The organism is Humiphilus diazotrophicus (genome assembly GCF_059726315.1).
Map to the genome: position 1 here is coordinate 568,949 of NZ_AP040871.1, position 20,186 is coordinate 589,134.

Consider the following 20,186-nt stretch of genomic DNA (forward strand, 5'->3'; position numbering starts at 1 on the left):
TCTTGGGCGGTTCAGTAAAACAGCATTCTGAAAACGGGAGTAGTGCCATTGTTGGAAAGACGGTTTAGTATTTCAGCCCTGCTGGGCCTCCTCTTCTTCTTGTGTTCTTCCTCAAGTGGGATAGCTGCACAGCCTGTTCAGCGAGACGATCATGGCATCACGCTTCAAGACGGAAGTATGATGACACGCGTCGAATTTTGGCGTGACGATCTTGTGCGTGTTATTCATCGTCCCCTTAGCGTAACGAACCCCGGTACAAGCCTTTCGGTAATCACCAAACCCGAGAACGTTCAGTGGTCGTTTAAGGAGGACGGTGAATCCTTAGTTCTCGCCAGCAAAAAACTACAAGTTCGAATTGACATGCGCAATGAGGTGGTCTGCATTAGCGATGTCAGCGGCGCGGTGCTGGTGGCTGAACAGCCTCATGGTTCTTGGTTAACTTCTACTGACGTGGGTCTTGCACATGGCACCCTTTTCTCGGGACAGAAGTTTGTACTGAATTCTGATGAGTCGATCTTTGGCCTGGGACAGCATCCCGAGGCGGCTTCAATGGATCTTGTCGGCAAGAGTCTGCGCTTACTGCAGGAGAATACACATGTTGCCGTGCCCGTTATCCTCTCGTCCAAAGGTTATCTTCTGTTCTGGGATAATCCGGCGGTGACTCAAGTAGATGTCGGCAAGTCCGATTCGCACACAATTGCATGGCAGTCGGAGGCAGGCAGTGGCGTCGACTACTATGTAGCTGCCGGACCCGAGCCTGATCACGCAATTGCAGGCTATCGCTGGCTGACCGGGCCAGCACCGATGTTTCCAAGGTGGGCATGGGGATTCTGGCAGTCGCGGGAACGTTACAAAAGTCAACAAGAGATTCTGGATGTTGTTGGTCAGTATCGCCAACGTCACATCCCGCTCGACGGAATCATTCAGGACTGGCAGTATTGGGCGCCGCTTAACCAGGAGACGGCTGCGAATGGTTGGGGCTCACACAGTTTCGATCCCGAGCGCTACCCCAATCCGGCAGCTATGGTTAAGACCCTTCACGATGAGCATGCTCATCTGATGATTGTCTCGTGGGCAAAATTCGACGTTACAAATAATGGGGTCAGCATTCCGAATCTCAAGGAGCTTGAGGCCGTTCATGGCGTATATGAACCAGCCATTCCCTATGTCTATCCTCCGGGAAGAGGCAAATGGTATGACGCATTCAATGACGACGCCAGACGCATTTACTGGAAGCAGCTGAATGAAAAGCTATTTTCGCTGGGTGTTGATGCCTGGTGGCTCGATGCTTCAGAAGCCGAATTGAGCGGCAGATGGGGCGAGTTCCGCGATTTCAAGACCGCACAGGGGCCGGGTTCTATTGTCTATAACGCATATCCGCTCGAGCATACCCGGACGCTGTATGAGGGACAGCGCAGTGCAACCGATCAAAAACGTGTATTTATCCTGACGCGTAGTTCCTATGCGGGTCAGCAACGCAATGCTGCTGTCACTTGGTCGGGAGATATTCAGAGCCAGTGGGATGTCCTGCAAGCACAAATTCCTGCCGGTTTGAATTTCGTGGCGAGTGGCATTCCTTATTGGAACACCGATATCGGTGGTTTCTTCGGCAACAATCCTGATGATCCGAAATTTGTTGAGTTGTTTACTCGCTGGTTTGAATTCGGAGCATTCACTCCAATGTTTCGTGTTCACGGGACAGATAAGCCAAAGGAAGTATGGCGGTTCGATAATACTACCCAGGCCACACTCACGGATTACATCCGTCTCCGTTATCATCTGTTGCCGTATATCTATTCGACTTCGTGGCGCGTGACGCATGATGGCTATACAATGATGCGGCCTTTAGTAATGGATTTTCGTGACGACAAGATTGCACGTCGTTCCGCCGATCAGTTTCTATTTGGTCCTTCTTTCCTTATCAATCCAGTCACTCATCCGGGCGAATCATCGCGACCGGTGTATTTGCCTGCAAAATCAACTTGGATCGATTTTTGGACAGGGCAGAGTACAGAGGGAGGCCAGACGATTACCACGGCTGCTCCGATTGAGAAAATGCCGATCTATGTCCGCTCAGGTGCAATTGTGCCTTACGGACCGAATGTCGATTATGCCGATGAGCAACTGAATGCGCCAATTGAATTACGCATTTATCCAGGAACGAATGGCGATTTCACCATCTATGAAGATGAAGGAGACACCTACAACTACGAGCACAATGCATTTGCTACGATACAACTGCATTGGAATGATGCCACTTCGACTCTTACCTTTGAACCCAGACAGGGAAAGTTTCCCGGCATGCTGGTTGATCGCACCTTCCGGATCGTGCGCGTCAAGCCAGGGCATGGTGTCGGTGTGAACTTAACTGACAAGCCGGATGCCATCGTGGTCTATCACGGTCAGAAGCTGGAAAAGTCACTTTAGTGAAGAGTAATCTGCGGAGGTCTATCGGCTAGAGCGGACTCAGGGCAAGTGTGTTCGATCCTGCAAGGGGTAAGTGCAGCTTTTCTTGACGGAAAAGCTGCGCAGTCCTCTGTGGCTTGCGGATACGCGGATACATCTACCCTGATTCCACCCTAATCCGACTAGACCTTCGCTCCTGTCCCAGACTCTGGCGCATATCGAGTGCTCAGCTGCTAGATCACTTCAAAATCACGGTTCATGCCAAGCAATTCGGCAAGTGCATTTAGCTCTTTGCTATTGGAGTCTGGATCTCTGCAAATTAAGTTGAGACGGACCTCCCGCTCCCTACCAGCGGACATCGCAAGGGGAACTAATTCTTCGTTTTCCAAATAATGCTGAATGCGGTAAACAGGCAGCCATCCGAAGCAAAGGCCATTGCGAATAGCGTCTATTGCAGCTTCAATTGTGCCGACCGACAAGAAGCGTTGTGCGGGATTACGTGGCTGCCGCTTGACCACGCCGGAAGCTACTCCCTCGATGGTTACCAGGATATGCTGCATCATGTCGATTCGAGACAGCTGCTTTTTCAGCGAGTGGAGTGGATGATCTTTTCGTGCGACCGCGATGAGCTTAATGCCCAGAATTGGCTTAACAAAGTATTCTCTCGATACGAGAGCCGAGATACAAAGATGAGTGTTGTGTGCCGAGAATTCAGAATCGGAAGAAAGAAAGGTGGATTGCCGAAGCCTTGTATGAACGTAGGGGTACTGCTTACTGAATCGAGCCAGAACAGAAAAGAGGCGTTCATTTGGGAAAATGCTGTCTACGGATAATCGGACCTCAGATTCTCCCCCGGATGCCAGCGAACGGGCACGTTGTTCAAGTTGGTGAAATCCAGTCAGATGGATTTCGGCATCTGCAAGAAGAGATCGTCCCACCTCTGTCAGCTGTGCTCTTCTGCCTTGCAACTCGAGCAACTTGATTCCTAATTGCTCCTGCAAACGAGCGATCGCATAGCTGATCGTGGATTGGGAGCGATGAAGTTGTTCCGCTGCGGGAGCAAAACCGCCTAACTGCACAACTGTGTGCAGGATCTCCCATTCATCAAGGGTGGTTTTCATGTATTGTCAAATATATCGAAAAAATCGATATGGAAAAGCAGAAAATTGTAACTTTTTCTGCAATGATTTTCATATATGAATGCACTTATTGGGCAAGCTTCAATTCAGGTTGTAGGGGATACTCTTGCTTGATTCATTCAATAACTTTTCGGGTATCTTGATGACAAAGATCTAGTAGATCGATGTGAAGGGTAGTTGCAATCGAGCCCGTGCTATGGAGCTTGGAAACTGCGCAGCTTTTCGTTGGCGGAAAAGCTGCGCAATCATCTGTCACATCTGATCTGTTGTCCTACTCATTCAGGGAGCTTTATTGAGCCTTGAACATCAAAAGCCACAGATGGTGTTCCAATTTCATCCGTGGGTTGACTGCCTCCTACAAAGAGTTGGTAGTGACCAGCGGCGATCATTGGATCTCCTTCTTGACTAACTACGCTCAGGTCTCGTTGATTCAGTTGGAAGGTAATGTTACGGGTTTCACCCGGATTCAGATGAATTCTCTGGAAGCCTCTCAGGGCAAGACGAGGTGCTCCATCAACCTTGGGAAATTTTAAGTAAAGCTGTGCTACTTCGTCGCCTGCGACCTTTCCAGCATTGCTGATTGATACCTCGGCTGTAATAGGTTCGCCTGCCTGTATTGATCGATTGTTTAGTTTGAGATCTTTGTAACGGAAGGTTGTGTAGCTCATCCCGAAGCCAAACGGGAATAGCGGCTTGCCATCGAAGTAACGATAGGTGCGGCCTTGCATAGAATAATCGTCAAAGGACGGTAATTGATCCGTTCCGGTATAGAACGTTACTGGCAAACGACCTGCCGGATTGTTTTTGCCTGACAATGTCTGCGCGACAGCTGTTCCACCCTCTTCTCCGGGATAGAAAGCGTCGAGTACGGCGTTAGCGAGCTTGCTTTCTTTATTGATAGCTAGAGCGCTTCCGTTTGTTAGGACGAGAACGAGAGGTTTGCCTGCCGATGCGAGTGTTTCGACCAATTCCTGTTCGGGTTGAGGCAGATCCAGACTGGTGCGATCGCCTCCTTTGAATCCCGGCTCGCTCACGGGCATTTCTTCACCCTCAAGCAAGCTGGTAATGCCTACGACCGCAACCACAACATCAGCAGAGCGAGCGGCGGCAAGAGCCTTTTCTTTTATTTGAGGATCTGGTTTTACCCAAACAAATTGTGCCTGCTTGCGACCGTCTTCGGGCAGATGATAATTGATTTCAAGATCGGCAGCTTCTCCCGCCTTCAAAAGAATGGAACCCAGATGAGGAAACGATTGCCAGCCTGGAGAAAACGCGAGTTGCTTTCCATTAACTTTAATTGAGCTACCGCCATGCGATTGCACTCCGAGGTTATAGCTGCCACTTACTGGAACAGTGAGTTTACCCGTCCATGTGATGGAAAGGAGTTGTTCGCCTGCTTCCGCCTCTGGCAGCTTTAGCGAAGTTGGATCCACACTATCAACTGTTCCCCCTTCCACATCTCGTGTCGGTTGGGCTTTTGGATCGTTACTGGCGGAATCGGATTTCTTTTTGAATTTGTAAGTGACTTTGAGCCCGGCCAATTTCTCTGAACTCAATACGTTTGCCGGTACTGGTTCGGTTCGGTCATCCAGGTAGATTGTTCCAGCAGAGAAGATGATGCTGTCTTTACCAAATTCATTTTTCAACCCCTCTAGTATTGATGTAGTGTGCGAGGGCGTCCCATTGTAGTTGCCCAGGAGAACCCGGGGCTCATCTGCCAGTGGACCAATTACTGCAATCTTTGTGCCGGTTTTCTTGAGCGGCAGAGTGCCATCGTTCTTTAGCAAAACCATGGATTCGTTCGCAAGCTTAAGAGCCAGAGCCCGATGCTCAGGGCTCTCAAGTAGTGTTTTGTCCAGGTTTGCGAAGGGTGCCGATTGTGGTGGATCGAAAAATCCGAGTCGCATCCGTGCAGTGAAGAGGCGCACGAGAGCACGATCCAAATCGCTTTCCGGCAGGAATCCTTGTTTTACCGCGTCAATATAGCTTTTGTAATCGTGGCTATCAGTCACTAGGGCATAATCGATACACTCGTTATCCATGCCCCGCTTAACTGCCAGTGCTGAAGCCTCCGCCTGAGATTTGGTGAAGTGGTGATTCTCAAAAATGTCGACGACAGCGCCACAATCGGACACTACGTAGCCATTGAATCCCCACTTCTTTCGTAATTGATCCTGGAGGAGAAACTCGCTTGCGCAAGCGGGTTCTCCGTTGATGCGATTGTAGGCACACATGACCGAACCGGCTTTTCCCTCAGTGACTGCTGCCCGGAAGGCCGGCAAATAAGTATCGACTTCATCATGCTTGCTTACGTTGAAGTTGTCTCTGTGGCGCGACGGCTCTGGCCCGCTATGAACAGCGAAGTGTTTGGGTGTTGAGATCGCCAGATAATACCGTGGATCGTCGCCTTGCATGCCTGTGACGTATGCGACGCCGAACTTGGAAGCAAGAAACGGATCTTCCCCGTATGTCTCCTGGCCGCGGCCCCATCGTGGATCTCGAAAGATGTTCACGTTAGGAGCCCAAAAATCCAGACCCTCGTTCATCTTGCTATGTCCAGCCTGCTCTGCCAGGGCGTGCTTGATTCTTCCTTCAATCGCAATTGTTTTGGCCATATCGTGAATGGACTGAGGATCGAAGGTCGCAGCGAGACCAATCGGCTCTGGAAATTCCGTTATGCCGTCTGTGACTACTCCATGGAGTGCCTCATTCCACCAGTCGTATGCCGGAACATTTAGGCGCGGAATCGCACGAGCTTGATTTACCATTTGTGATGCTTTTTCTTCCAGCGTCATGCGACTGACGAGATCGGTTGCCCTCTGTTCGGGAGACAACTTTGTATCTAGATAAGCTTGACCATCGGCTTGAGCGGGTCCTATACAGGCTGCTCCCGAGATCAGTAAGACGGCAAAGATTTGCGAGTATTGCATGAAATCCTCGGCTTCATGAAAGAGTTGTACTTCCCCAAAAGCAAAAGGCCGTAGCCCAAAATCAATGCAACCGCTGCGACCAGAAACACAAGTAAAACTGATTCCGTTACGAATTGTGTTCTGAGGCAGTGCATTTATCGTTCAGCGGAGGAGCGATTCGTGCATGCCAAACTTCGTAGCCAGAACAATTGGGCCTTAACAGGATCTATCAGAAACGTGACGTGTGGTCATTTTTGACAATCTGGCCACGTAGATATCAGCTTTTGGTTTACACCGAAACCCAATATGCTCCAGGCCTGTAGTCCGTTTTTGCAGAAAACGCTTTCTCCTATCTGGCTGAATTAGCATCAGTCTGCCCGGCAGCGGAATTATAGCAAGGCCAAAGCTGAAATCTAAAGCGCTTTTGTTATTGACTATCGTTCATTGGAGCAACTAAGATGCCGAAGCGTACCTGAAAACTCCAAATTCGATTGATCTTGTAGGCGAATGCGGATGGGGAAAACGATTGCTAGACTGGCTCTGATCCCGGATCGATCAATAGGATGATGAGGTGTGAGGCGCAGTATCCAGGTAGTTTTAAGGTGTTTGTTACAGGCCCTCGAATGATTACTTTGGGTTTTCAGCTTCTGTCCACCAGGATACGATTCGTCTTGCTGTTCTTGGGAGGATGGAACAACAGTTACTCGTTCCTATGAAACAACAATGCGGAGGAGGCGATCGAGAGTAATCACTGCTGCATATGCAATGTGATTACGCCGGTCATAGGGTTTCGCTTATAAGCGAAATTACTGTTTGACTTCTTTGATTCGAAGAATCTTGTCAGGAGCAACTGCTTTCAGGGTTTGATGGATTCCTGATGGCCAGAGGATTTCGATCTCATCGACAACGTTGGCTGAGCCCAAACCGAAATGGAGCGGCCCAGCACTGGAAGAGGCATATCCAGCAGCATGGCTGACGTGATCCCACTGCACTTTCCCTCCGGCAGTGATCTTTACTTTGGCACCAATCGCATCCCGATTGCTCTTCGTTCCTTCAAGTGCGAGCTCTATCCAGTGATTGTTGCCAGGACTGTTATTGATCCATATTTCTGCGGGGGTGCTGAGAGCGGTAACGACAATGTCTAATTTGCCGTCGTGATTAAGATCACCTACCGCTGCCCCGCGATGCCGTTTCGGCGGCAGGGAACTGAAGCCTGCCTCTTCTGTCAGAGCTTTCCATTTATTACCGTCGCCTAGATTGCGGAATACGGTATTGTTTTGATCGACAGCCTGGCGTTCTGCCATGTTGTACGAGGATACATCTCCTCGCGAGACGAAGATGTCTTTCCATCCGTCATTGTCAAAATCGGCAATGTTCGGACTGTATCCGGCCATCGGATTACTTTGTACAGTCATACCGCTTCGCGCTGTGACTTCAGTGAAGAGGCCCTTACCGTCGTTCTGGTAGACAGGGAAAGTTTCGTTTGCCAAGGCAACAACAACGATGTCCGGATGGCCATCATTATTCAAATCTCTGAAATCTACACCCATGCCAGAGATGAGATTTCCATGTTCAGGTAGGGCCGTGCCAGTTTCAAAGGCCACTTCTTCAAATTTGTTATTCCCTACATTATGAAAGAGGAAATTGAACATCTTGTCATTAGCAACAAAGATGTCAGGGCGACCATCGGCGTCGTAATCGGCCACGCCGATTCCCATCCCTTTCCCGGGATGGGCACGGATTCCCGATGTAGCGGAGATGTCCTCGAAAGCTCCATTCCCCTTATTCAGAAACAGTTGGTTAGGAGTTTCTTTGAAGAATTTAGGATGACAGTACTCTGCCTTTTCTCCAATCCTGCAGTCCGGTTCTTTATTACGATCCCACTTCAGATAGTTCACAATGAAGAGATCCAAAAGGCCATCATTGTTTATATCTACCCAGGCCGCGCCTACTGACCAGAGTGGGCCGTATTCCGCATCTATTTTGTCCAGACCGGCCTTTTCTGTAATGTCGGTAAAAGTTCCGTTTCCGTTGTTGTGGTAAAGAGTATTGCGATAAACTCCGGAGACAAAAATATCTTCGTATCCGTCGTTATCGTAATCGGCTACTGCCACGCCGCCATCGTATCCTGTACCTCTTAACCCTGCTTTTTCGGTGACATCGGTGAAGGTTCCATCTCCATTGTTATGGAAAAGACGGTTCCAGTATTTTGGAGAATCTTTTTTCAGGGTAGAGATATTGGCGCCGTTGGGGAAGAAAATGTCGAGATTTCCATCATTGTCATAATCGAAGATTGCTACTCCACCGGCCATTGTTTCCGGAACATGCCGTTGTGGCGTTTCGCAACTGTCCAGAAGAAAGGGAATAGGGTTCGAAATAAAATGAATGGGACTTTGCTGCGTCTGCGCATTAAGAGCAGACCATCTTGGCGTTCCCATTAGGGTAGAGCAAAGCAAAACGTAAATCGCACATTTTGTATAGGAGGGAAGATGGTTTGTGTCCTGGCGCAAAGCAGAAGTCCTATGTGGAAGCACGTGGCTTCAGAATAATGATGATCGATTCTGGAAATACCTGAGTATAAAGTGCAGAGGGTACTTCTGTTAACTGAATCCTGCTATGGATTTTTTGTACCTTCTGCCCATGAGAAAGCGTACGGTTCTCCTCGCCGTGTAGATAAAGATGGTGATGTAGACGACAGCCTTGCGAGAGAGCGAGAGTAGTTGCAGAGGAGACCAGGCCAACCTGGATTGAGGGTTTTCGATATTCCATGAAAGCAGCTCTGAGATGTGGCTATCGCCACGGAGGTTAGATCCTTCCTACGGATTTGTCTCCTTGCGCACTCGGCCGCGAGCATCTACATTGAACCACTGACCTCCCTTGAATACGCCATATTCCCCTACGCGTTCAACTCTGCAGCCGATGCAAACCCGCGGACCATCTTGATCTGTGTTACTTGCACCGTCATACCGAATGGGAACGATCACGCGTCCGTGGAAATCTGCAAAGCCGTACTTCCCACCACGTTCAAGTCGAACGACCCCTCGGTGGAACCAATCTGCTCCGTTGTCCATCATCGAGACGTCGCGGACGACTATCCGTCCCTTGCGATTCACATATACATAGCCGCCAGGGCGCAAGTGGACCCAGGTCAGGCCATACGTATTGAATTCGCAATCCTTCAGATATTTAGGAGAAATGTACTGCTCTCCGTGTGCTTTCGTCAGCGCACATGCCGGGAAGGATAATGGGATATCCTCATTGCTGACCATGCACTGCGGTTTTGATTGTCCCTCGATGCCTTCCGTCCAGACAATTGCCCATATCAGCATGACCGCCGCAATTCTGAACACACGCTACACTGGCTCACCTCACTCCGCATAATTCTATGCGGTCGTCAACCTCCTGGCTAAAGGGATGGAATCTCGTGTCTCGGAGGATGATAGCCATCGGGGAACAATTTCATGTCTGGCAGGCAACGCTAATTCGATTCGTCTAGGACTTCTATAGCCGAGAGAGTTGCGTAGTTTACGACTGGTTCAAATGTAAGATTCAGTTTCCCTTGCGCCGTGGGTTTGAGGTGATGGAAGGTTTTTGTAACCGTATGGAAGCTCCCAGCTTCTTTGAAAATATCGAAATCGTCAAGCAATGTAGTCCCATTACACAGGACTCGAAAAACTCTCTGTCCCGGACCGGAGATGTTAGCCGTTCCAAAATAAAGTTCGGCGAAATGGAGTACTACGGTATATCGATCTCGTGTGTCGACAGGAATTGCATAAGTAAAATGTCCATACCTCTCGGATAGAAGCAAATCAGGGTCAGGTGAAATACTCGGCGAGTTGTGGGCCAGGTGTCGGCCATCCAGATAATGATCGTCAGGATGCCACAGCTGACCCTTGTGGTCGGTGAAAGGGGCTGGTTGGGTAACGATCCGAATTGGAAGCTGTTTGTGTGGCGTTCCTTCCAGAATCTCAATGGCGCTGAGTGCCGGCGTTCCTATTTTGGTACTCAACCAAATATGCAACCTGCCATCGTTTGCTGGTGAGATATCGCGAAAAACGCGTTCGTCTGCAACATTGCGCCCCATTGCATCCGAGGCAATATCGAAGTCAGACAGAACAAGCTGCCCATTAATGGATACGTTAAAGCTGGTCTTATCTTCGGCGTCTTCAATTTGGAGAGCCGTAGAGGTTTTAATGAAGAAAAGATGGAGTTCGTAGGAGCCTGGTTTTAGGGGGATATCGTATTGGCAATCTCCGGATCTCGTATTGCGAAAGATAAAGGGATCACTTGTCCTTGCGACAAAAACCGAGGGTTGCTGAAGAGGCCACCCGCCATGGAAGTATTGATCAGGTTGCCAGATATCTCCTACACTGTCGCGTTGTGGAGGTCCGCTATAGCCGGCGAGTAGCCGGAGAGGCAAGGTTACGGAGGAAAGTTGGTTCCGATTGTCCGTTACGGGCTCCTGAGACCGAACGAAGTTTTGTGAGGTATTACCACCTTGTGCAATGGTTCGATGACGAAGGGTTAAGAAAACGATAAGTACAGCAGCAGCTGCGGCTATTGCGTAAAGCCGGAGTGGGGCTTTTTTAAAGGACCAGTCTTTTCTCTCTACAGGTTTTGACTCCTGTACAAGTTCTTCCGTTTCGCCGGGTACCTCCCATTGGGGAGAGGTAGCTATAGACGTATGTTCGGCTTGTGCACTGTCCGCAGGTATCTCCGGTTGAGCACAGGCGGAAATCTGTGGCGCTAGATGAATGAAGCATGGGACATAGGTTCCTGTGGGGAGGGCTATCTGGACCAAGTGGTCCTTTCCCTCTGTCTCGTAAAAGACCTTTAACCTTTTCCGCAGACGGTGAATCTCTGCTCGTGCAATGGCGTCTTCACTGGAATTGAAAACGGTTTTGCTTCGGCCAAACACCTCGGTCGCGATGTTGAACTCGGTTAGCTCATCGGTCTGTTCCTGGAAGTACTTGTCCGTAAGGTAACGGAGAAGCCGGGCAAGGCGGGGTGAGCGCACAAGAGTAGCCAGGACTACTTCAACTTCAGCACGCTCCGCTTCCTTTCCACTCAGCACTGACCCTTCCAGCACAACTTTTTCACTCATCCAACAACTCACTATTATTAAGGAAGACTCCGACGTGTTGCTACAGTTTTGTATAGCCTCTCGTCTTGGCGACCTATTCCCTTTAGATTCAGCTGCGTACGATTGTACTTGATGTAGATCAACATCTCCGTACAAGTTTAACCTTCACATTTTTTCTCTCCAGAAGTAGCGTGCCTCCGTTGATCAACGTGCAGATTATTCGTTGATTGCGTGCCCGGCAAGCTGGAGTCTGACGCTCGGTAAACTGCCGAATTGTTGGGACGACTTCGGTAGCGGAGCTCGAAAGAGACTGATTCAGGATCTTATGGCAACAGTGGATGGCACCGATATCCGCTTCCGGTCTGAGGGCTTTAGAAGAAGAAGTGAACTTGGTCGGTACGGGCATCGACCAAAGTCCTCGTTTCGGTCGGGATCTCTATTCGGGTATGGCTGTCCTTCCCCGAACTAAATTCACCGCTGGCTGAGACTTGATCCCGGTATTTTCAGGGTTGTCAAGACAACGTTACCTGGAGTCGATAGGCATGTCATTGATCAACAATCTAAATCGATTTAGATCGGAAAGATGTTCTGTTTTTGTCCTTGACAGTGTTGATTTGTGGGAATACCTTTTCTCCGTTCTTCCGGAGCCTTGCATACGTGAATCGAACTCGTTGCAAAGAGTCTCGGGAGAACTGTTGCTCTGATCCGGACGCTGTTGCTTTTAGTCTCGTCCGAGCAACGATGGGCTTGTTATTGACGTTTTAAAGGGCTCCGTAAAGGGGACCCTAACTTTACAGAGGGGGGCTTGTCTTGTAATGAGACGAATGATCTTGCTCTTGGGGCTTTTTGCCCTTGTTATGACAACGGCAATATCTTCCTGGGCTCAATCCACATCTACTCTGTCTGGCACTGTGCATGACGCGAGTGGAGCGGTTATTCCCGGGGTTGTCATTAAGGTTAAAAATCAAACTTCAGGCGATGAGCGCAAGACGCTCACTACGAAAGAAGGCGTGTTCTCGGTTCCTGCCTTACGTGCTGGGACCTACACTGTCACAGCTACTGCAAAAGGGTTTGCCAACTATACTGCTACCGATATTGATTTAACCAGCAACGATGCTAAATCGATCGATATCACATTGCCACTACAGGGTGTTGCTGAAACCGTTGTGGTGTCTGCCGTCACTAGCACAATTGTGATGGAAGACTCTGGAGCGAAAGGCGCGACTCTCTCCAGCGATGAACTTCAGAATATTGTTCTGAGCAGCCGAAACGCAGCTGAAGTAGTTAAGTTGATGAGTGGGGCTACGCTTACTGCTAACAACGGTTTGAATAGGGCGGCCACCAATAACGTCGTCGGTATTAACAGTTGGGCTCCTGGCGGCACTGCAGCCGGCATGGGAGGAACCCTAATCAACGGACAGAAACTTGACATGACTGTGGACGGCGGTCATGCATTTGATCCTGGATCAGCCGGTTCGAACACTGTAGTCAATGCGAATACGGATATGATCTCGGAAGTAAAAGTTCTTTCTTCCAGTTTCTCGGCCGAGAATGACTACGGACCTGTAGTCGTTAACGTCGCAACGAAGGGCGGCGGTGATCATTATCACGGTCAAATACATCTCTATGCCCAGCACGCTTCACTTAACGCCATGGACTGGGATACGAAATACAACAATCAACCCAAATTGAGTGGTGCCTACCAGTATTATCCGGGCGCTCAAATCGGTGGTCCCATTCCTTTGCCCGGTCACTACAACAAGAAGCACGACAAACTCTTCTTCTGGAACGGTTTTGAATCCTATCGTCAATCGATTGATGCCGGAGTAGCACGTGCGAGCGTACCAACAAAGGCAATGCGGAGCGGTGATTTCTCCGCCGCGCAAACGAGTCAAATGAAAAATGTCGGAATGCTGGCCAGCACACCGACATTCGATTCTACCCAGGCCTTTGCTCCGTATCGTGCGGGATGTTCGATCACCAGTGGAGTTTTGTCCTCAGCCTGTATCAACGCGCAAGGTCAGACACTGCTGAATGATCTCTATCCTTTACCGAATACCGATCCTGCAGCGCACGATGGGTATAACTACATTCATTCCACTCTTGCTGGATTGAATTCCTGGCAGAATGTCTCCAGAGTCGACTGGTCGATCAGCGAAAATACCAAACTCTTTGTTCGTTACAGCGCCCAAAGGGAAAACTCAGAGCAGCCAATGGGTGTTTGGTCTTCTATGTCCGGCGACAATGTCGTACCAAATCCAAGTGGAGCAGTCGGAAAAAACACTTCGGATGCTCTGGTTGTCAGTCTGACACATGTTTTTTCTCCGGTTTTAACGAGTGAATCGACCTTTAGCTGGACACATTCGGGAATGCCGAGTTACCCTGTCAATCCGAAGAAGATCAGCCGTACGGAACTCGGATTGCCAAAGAGTATCTTTGGAAGCGACGAGATTCCAAGCTATTCAAACTGGAGCTCTAACTTTCCTGGCATTGGGCCTGGTGGTTCTTTTACCGGCAATCCAATGCAACAGCACGCTTTCAAGGTGATGCCCAGTGCCAAAGAACAGATCACACGTGTCTTCAGATCTCATACCTTCAAAGCTGGCGGCTTCTGGGAGTACATCGAAAATAACCAGGACCCAACCGGTTCGTTTGGCGGTTTCATGTCTATGCCGACCGGGAACTGGGGAAATACCAGCAACAATAACTTCTCAGATATCCTGATGGGAATTGCTGCGACCGGATACTCGGAAGACCAGGCAACTCCTTCGATCGGTATCTACTCGCAACAATACCGCTTCTTTGTGACTGACCACTGGAAGCTCAATCGTCGCTTGACCGTTGATATCGGCATGCGCTTCGATCACTTCGGTCGGCCGGCTACGACCAGCAACCTCGGTATGGCAGTCTTCGACCCGAAGAAGTATGTTAATGATTACAGCCAAGTCGATAGCCATCCTGGTCTCCTATGGCACGGCATCGACAAGAGTGTTCCGCTTTCGGGCGTAGACTCCAGATTCCTCTTCTATTCTCCTCGTTTTGGACTTGCATGGGACGTATTCGGTGATGCCAAGACCGTTGTTCGTGGAGGATATGGGCGGTTCCGTGCTTACGATGGAATCGCCGGAGATAACCCAAGCGGCGCTGCTCGTGTTGGATGGGGTGCTGCATCCATTTCGTGCGGAAATGCCACGGTAGCCAACGGCGGTTGCCCTGTTTACGAGGCTATCAATACCACTCTGGGTGGATACAGTTCGCATACCCTGCCAAGTGGACAACCAGCGGGCAGGTTGGCAGAAACCACGGTGAATCCGAAAAACGACGAGCAACCGATGGTGACTACCTACAACCTCCAGATCGACCGGAAGTTGCCAGCCAATTTCCTTATCGAAGTCTCGTATGTTGGCAACTATGGCGACTATGCCCAATACCAGGCAGATATCAACGCCATTCCTCTCCACACAATCGATCGTAACTACCTGCTAACGTGCACTAATGCGACTGATTCGGCAAAGAAGTGTCCTACGTGGAATGACTCGGTGAGTCCATCGTATCGTCCGATGGTGAATTACAAGTCGTTGTACACCACTGAACTTGCCGGAAAGACGCAGTACGACGGACTTCAGGTGAGTTTGCATCGTAATTCGAGTTGGCTGTATTTGATGGCCAACTACACCTGGTCGAAGTCCTTCGGTAACGCTGTTGTCGGAAATGGCGGGGCATTTTCTTCTTTGCCCGATTGGGGAAGAGGTGAATACTGGGGCGTCTCGAAGGACAATCGTCCTCACACCCTCAATTTCGCTTATACCGTTATTGTTCCTCGTATAAACCTGAGTAATGCCACATTGCGCCAAGCCATCAATGGTTGGCAGATCTCCGGTGTTACTTCTCTGTCGAGTGGTGCAAACCTGACTGCTGCGGGAGGTAACAACCTGCAGTACTCATATGACGACACTACAATTCCTAATCCCAGTTTGGATCCCGCTGTTGTTAAAGCACAGCCATACATATCGACTGTACAGCACAGCGCCACGGCCCTCTTCGGTGCGGATAGTCTTACACTGTTCCCCACCCTTACCTGTAATCCGATGACGAAAAAGTCAGTGTTGATTTCGGATGGTAATGGTGGAACACGAAAGGCTATGCGCTTCCTCAATCCGGGTTGTTTCCAACCAACGACTTCTGGGATGGGGAGCAGCCACCTACCGTATCTTGGTGGGCCAGCATACTTCAATAGCGATCTTGCTCTTGTAAAGAATTTCAGGGTTCGTGATCATCAGAGCCTTGAGTTCAAGTTCCAGGCCTTCAACTTCCTGAATCATCCGCTCTGGTCGTTCCACAATAATGATGCTAACCTAGTTCTTCATTATTACGGGGACAGTGTTAATGGACATAAAGGAGATGGGACGCTTTACTCTCCAAACTTTGGTATAGCCCAGTACAAATTCGGGCACCGAAGTGTACAGCTTGAAGCGCGATATACCTTCTGATCCATTAACAATAATTACAAATCACAACCTGCTGGGGTGGCGGCTATAGGCCTCCACCCCAGCGTGAATATGCTTATTTATGATTTGGGTACTTTTCGCATGCCTGCTTTTGGGTTCGGCAGAGGCATCGGCTTCCGTCGCTTCGAATAGGTTTGCAGAAATCGCCCGCCAAGCAGAGCAAGCCCGCAAGTCCGATCATCTATCCGAAGCTCTTCAGTCCTATCGTCAAGCTCTACAATTACGTCCTACCTGGGGTGAGGGGTGGTGGTCGTTAGGGGGTATTTACTACGACCAGGATCGTTATGCCGAAGCTCAAGAGGCCTTCAGACGATATATTCAGCTGGGAAATAAGGTAGAGCCTGCCTATGCTTTTCTTGGACTTTGCGAATATGAGACGCGGGACTACGAACATGCAACCGAACACCTTCGTTACTGGATAGGTAAGGGGGGTACGGGAAGTAAAGAGCTTGTCGATGTTGCTGTGGTACGTTGGGCCGAGCTATTGACGCGCGAGGGGCGCTTTTTTGAATCACTCTATCTCCTGGATAAAGCGGTAGAAAGGAGAGGACCCGATCCGGTGCTTGTAGAGGCAATGGGACTTGCCTGGATGCACATGAAGAATGTGCCGGAAGATTATCCTCAAGAACGTCGTGAAATGGTGTGGCTGGCCGGTTCGGCGGGAGCTTGGATGTCGGCGCAAAAGCTCGATCGAGCGCATGAATTCCTTGATCAGCTGGCGACCTATTACGGCGAGGAACCAAATGTTCACTTTCTTCGTGGATTTGTTTTTGAGACGGAAAAAAGAGATGACGAAGCGAAGCAGGAATATCGCCAGGAGCTAAAGCTTTCTCCTCGCTATACCGTTGCTATGGCCAAGCTCGCCCTGCTCGATGTGCAGGCTGGAGAGCTGAATGAGGCCGAGGAGATTGCCAGAAAGGCAGTTGCTGTGGAGCCTGAAAATGCACAGGCACATTACGCTCTTGGGCGTGTGTTTCTCGCCCGCAATCAATGGGCAGAGGGAGCACGAGAGTTTGAGCTAGCCAAGCAAATTGCTCCGGCTTCTTCCAAGGTGCGCTTTCACCTGGCTAAGGCTTACCGCAAACTCGGACGAGCTGCTGAAGCTGAGCATGAGAGTGCTGAGTTCGAAACTTTAAAAAATAAGGAAGATGGTCTGGAACAAAAGCAGGGGAAACTGAGGATGGCTGTTGAAGGGAAGGAGCAGGCAAAATGATTGCTACCTCCATCATCCTTTGGTTTTCACTTGCTACTGCGATTCAGCCTAATGTAATGGCAGTTGATACGGTTCACCAGGCAAATCAGTCCAAGGCCACTGTTTCCTCGGCCACCAGCTTTGAAGAAATCTCGAAGGCGGCAATTCGGGCGCGAGACGAAGAGCGAGACGACGATGCGATCCGATTCTTTGAGCAAAGCCTTAAGCTGAAACCCGATTGGGATGATGGCCTCTGGTATCTTGCCACTCTCTTCTATGAGAAGGATCAATTTCGCGAGTCGCGCGATTTGTTGAGACACTACCTGGCCCAGAATCCAAAACAAGGTCCAGGATGGGCTCTGTTGGGAATCTGCGACTACAAGCTCCGAGAATACGAGCGTGCATTGGAACATCTGCAAATGTCTACTTCGCTGGGCCTGGAAGGGCGTAAACAGCTGGCGGACACTGTTTTTTACGATAAAGCCATACTGCTCATTCGAGAAGGCCAATTCGAAGCCGGTATCAAGTTGCTTTATATGATTCGCGGCGATGCAGGTGCTAGCAGGCAAGGACCTCTAGAAGTGCCTGCGGGACTGAGTGCTTTGAATTATCAGCTTCTACCGGACGAGGTTCCGAGCGCGCGGTTGGAATATGTGCGCATGCTGGGCAGGGCAGTTTTTGCCCGCTTGGATCAACAGCGCGAAAAGGCGAAAAGCATACTTGGCGATCTGGAGCGGGAGCACCCCAATGAAAAAGGTGTTCACTATCAATATGGCACATTACTCTTGGAGGAGAATTCACCGCAAGGCGTAGAGGAAATGCAGAAAGTGCTTGCAATTTCCCCTTCGAATACGGAGGCGCGCCTACAACTGGCCGAATACTATCTGGTTCAGTCGCAAGCAGAAAAGGGAAGACCGTACGTCGATGAGGTCCTGAATTTGGAGCCTTCTCACCCGATTGGGCATATGTTGAAAGGTGAGATTTTAGCCGCGACAGGAAATAATTCCGATGCTATTTCCGAACTGGAGCTGGCCTCCAAATTAGCTCCGGAGGATAGCAAGGTTCTCTGGGCCCTGATGCACGCCTATACTGCTGCTGGAAGGCGAGATGATGCCGCTCGCGTGAAGGCCGAAATTGAAAAAATGAATGTCAGGGGCAAAGCTGTTAAGTAATGGATACTTTTACGAAGGGCGGGTACAGTGGTCTTGATATTGCGCCTGACTCGTGAAGCTTCTGGTGGTCTCGACAAACTGCTATATGTTTTGTGCCTGCTGGTAGCCCTCCTTAGTTCCGGTAAATTTCTAGTTGCTGAAGAATTGCAAGGTTCGTCAGCCGTACAAAGTTCCGTCAAAAGACCGCACTTTGTAGATGTCGCTCCAAAGTCAAAGATCGGCTATATCACAAAGAATGATTTTACCGGCCGGAAGTATTTCCCGCAGGTAATGTGTGGTGGCGTTGCAATCTTCGATTTTGACAATGATGGATTGATGGACATCTTCTTTACCAATGGCGCTAGAATGTCCGATCTTAAGAAGGTCGATTCCTCCTTCTACAATCATTTATTGCGTAACAAGGGAGATGGCACCTTCGAAGACGTAACGGAAAAAGCCGGACTTTCCGGTGCCAATCTTGGATTCAGCTTTGGAGTCGCAGTTGGCGACTATGACAATGACGGGAACGAAGATCTCTTTATTGCTAACGCAGGTGCAAATACTCTTTATCACAACAACGGCAATGGTACCTTTGCTGACGTATCGGCCCAAGCCGGGTTTACCAAGCCCGCCGATCTCATCAGTGTGGGAGCTGCATGGTTCGATTATGACAAAGATGGCCTGGAAGATCTGATCGTAACTAACTACACACTCTGGAAACCCCAAACCGATATCGTTTGTAGCAATGGTAGCCGGGAAGTTTATTGCGATCCGTGGCGGTATTCAAGCGTATCGAGTCATCTGTACCGCAACTTGGGTAATGGCAAATTTAGAGACGTGACGGATGAATCAGGTGTCAAAAATGGATTGGGAAAAGGCATGGGGATATCCATTGCGGATTTCAACCAGGATGGTTGGCTGGATGTTTTTGTCTCCGGTGACACAACGCCCAATCTTCTGTTCATTAACAAAGGCAATGGCAAATTCGAAGAGGAAGCTCTTGCCCAAGGTGTGGCCTATGACGACGAGGGATCGCTGAGCTCGTCGATGGGAGCGGATGCCAATGACTTCGACAACGACGGAAAGATCGATATCTTTTACAACAACCTCAGGCGCGAGGTCTGGGCATTGTTCAAGAACAATGGGGAATCGTTCCGCTATGTTTCTCCATCCTCCCAAATTCACAAGCTAAGCTACAGTTATTCTGGATGGAGCGATGGCTTCATTGACTACAATAATGACGGGTGGAAGGACCTCTACTCGGCTAATGGCGATATCGATGATTTGACATCAGATAGTAAGCAGCATGACACCATGTTCGAAAACACGGATGGAAAGTCTTTTGTAGATGTTTCGGAGCAGATGGGGTTGGACTTTCTTCGTTGCGGATTTCAGCGTGGTTCTGCCTTTGGGGATCTAAACAACGACGGTTTTCAAGATATTGTTGTTACATCACTCAATGAGCCGCCTCGAATTTTGCTCAATTCGGCTGATAATGGTGGCCATTGGCTGGGGCTCAATCTTGTTGGTAGCTACAGCGACCGTGATGCCATCGGTGCCACTATCAAGTTGATAACCCAATCTGGCCGGGTTCTTTACAACCATGTCGCAATTAGTGTTGGTCTGATGAGTTCCAGCGATAAACGAGTACACTTCGGACTTGCGCGCGAGGACGTCGTTACATCTATCGAAATTCTCTGGCCTCGTGGAACCAAACAGACTATCAAGAATGTAAAAGCCGATCAGTATCTGACCATTCGGGAGCCCCTACCAGGGAAGTAAAGGTTTTAAGGGAAAT

The 20,186-nt window shown here is 49.6% G+C and carries 10 protein-coding genes; 5 read left to right on the plus strand and 5 right to left on the minus strand.

Annotated elements, in window-relative coordinates; all coding sequences use genetic code 11:
- Positions 1-177: 177 nt before the first annotated feature.
- The gene (locus tag AC6I7T_RS32290) at positions 178-2,427 is read left to right on the plus strand and encodes a glycoside hydrolase family 31 protein (RefSeq protein WP_497794775.1); all 2,250 of its coding nucleotides are present in this window, start codon (positions 178-180) and stop codon (positions 2,425-2,427) included.
- A gap of 212 nt (positions 2,428-2,639) precedes the next feature.
- Here AC6I7T_RS32290 and AC6I7T_RS32295 read toward each other — a convergent pair whose 3' ends face one another.
- From AC6I7T_RS32295 to AC6I7T_RS32315, 5 genes are all read right to left on the minus strand, one after another.
- Complete coding sequence (locus AC6I7T_RS32295) at positions 2,640-3,527, minus strand: LysR family transcriptional regulator (protein WP_497794777.1); 888 nt, start codon at positions 3,525-3,527, stop codon at positions 2,640-2,642.
- A 293-nt stretch (positions 3,528-3,820) separates the two neighbouring features.
- A complete protein-coding gene (locus tag AC6I7T_RS32300; RefSeq protein ID WP_497794778.1) occupies positions 3,821-6,475 on the minus strand; it encodes a glycoside hydrolase family 3 C-terminal domain-containing protein in 2,655 nt (884 codons plus the stop codon).
- A 785-nt stretch (positions 6,476-7,260) separates the two neighbouring features.
- Positions 7,261-8,988 (minus strand): CRTAC1 family protein, encoded by a 1,728-nt coding sequence (locus AC6I7T_RS32305; protein WP_497794780.1) that lies wholly within the window; start codon positions 8,986-8,988, stop codon positions 7,261-7,263.
- A 282-nt stretch (positions 8,989-9,270) separates the two neighbouring features.
- A complete protein-coding gene (locus tag AC6I7T_RS32310; RefSeq protein WP_497794781.1) occupies positions 9,271-9,804 on the minus strand; it encodes a hypothetical protein in 534 nt (177 codons plus the stop codon).
- Between the two features lie 128 nt (positions 9,805-9,932).
- Complete coding sequence (locus tag AC6I7T_RS32315) at positions 9,933-11,558, minus strand: malectin domain-containing carbohydrate-binding protein (RefSeq protein WP_497794783.1); 1,626 nt, start codon at positions 11,556-11,558, stop codon at positions 9,933-9,935.
- A gap of 794 nt (positions 11,559-12,352) precedes the next feature.
- On the opposite strand from AC6I7T_RS32315, the gene AC6I7T_RS32320 reads away from it, so the two are divergent.
- The 4 genes from AC6I7T_RS32320 to AC6I7T_RS32335 all read left to right on the plus strand — a co-directional run bounded on the left by AC6I7T_RS32320 (position 12,353) and on the right by AC6I7T_RS32335 (position 20,170).
- Positions 12,353-16,027 (plus strand): carboxypeptidase-like regulatory domain-containing protein, encoded by a 3,675-nt coding sequence (locus AC6I7T_RS32320; RefSeq protein WP_497794784.1) that lies wholly within the window; start codon positions 12,353-12,355, stop codon positions 16,025-16,027.
- 79 nt (positions 16,028-16,106) lie between these two features.
- Positions 16,107-17,258 carry a tetratricopeptide repeat protein gene (locus tag AC6I7T_RS32325; protein ID WP_497794786.1) on the plus strand — a complete coding sequence of 384 codons (1,152 nt, stop codon included), beginning with the start codon at positions 16,107-16,109 and terminating at the stop codon, positions 17,256-17,258.
- On the plus strand, positions 17,255-18,409 hold the full coding sequence (locus AC6I7T_RS32330; protein WP_497794787.1) for a tetratricopeptide repeat protein: 1,155 nt from the start codon (positions 17,255-17,257) through the stop codon (positions 18,407-18,409). Before AC6I7T_RS32325 ends, AC6I7T_RS32330 begins: the two co-directional genes overlap by 4 nt.
- Before the next feature lie 27 nt (positions 18,410-18,436).
- Entirely contained in the window at positions 18,437-20,170 is a 1,734-nt protein-coding gene (locus tag AC6I7T_RS32335) for a CRTAC1 family protein (protein ID WP_497794789.1), read from the plus strand.
- Positions 20,171-20,186 lie beyond the last annotated feature (16 nt).

Bases quoted from the DNA above. Each gene is read 5' to 3' on its own strand.
- AC6I7T_RS32290 (WP_497794775.1), top strand. From the start codon at position 178: ATGATGACACGCGTCGAATTTTGGCGTGACGATCTTGTGCGTGTTATT.
- AC6I7T_RS32295 (WP_497794777.1), bottom strand. From the start codon at position 3,527: ATGAAAACCACCCTTGATGAATGGGAGATCCTGCACACAGTTGTGCAG.
- AC6I7T_RS32300 (WP_497794778.1), bottom strand. From the start codon at position 6,475: ATGCAATACTCGCAAATCTTTGCCGTCTTACTGATCTCGGGAGCAGCC.
- AC6I7T_RS32315 (WP_497794783.1), bottom strand. From the start codon at position 11,558: ATGAGTGAAAAAGTTGTGCTGGAAGGGTCAGTGCTGAGTGGAAAGGAA.
- AC6I7T_RS32320 (WP_497794784.1), top strand. From the start codon at position 12,353: ATGAGACGAATGATCTTGCTCTTGGGGCTTTTTGCCCTTGTTATGACA.
- AC6I7T_RS32325 (WP_497794786.1), top strand. From the start codon at position 16,107: ATGATTTGGGTACTTTTCGCATGCCTGCTTTTGGGTTCGGCAGAGGCA.
- AC6I7T_RS32330 (WP_497794787.1), top strand. From the start codon at position 17,255: ATGATTGCTACCTCCATCATCCTTTGGTTTTCACTTGCTACTGCGATT.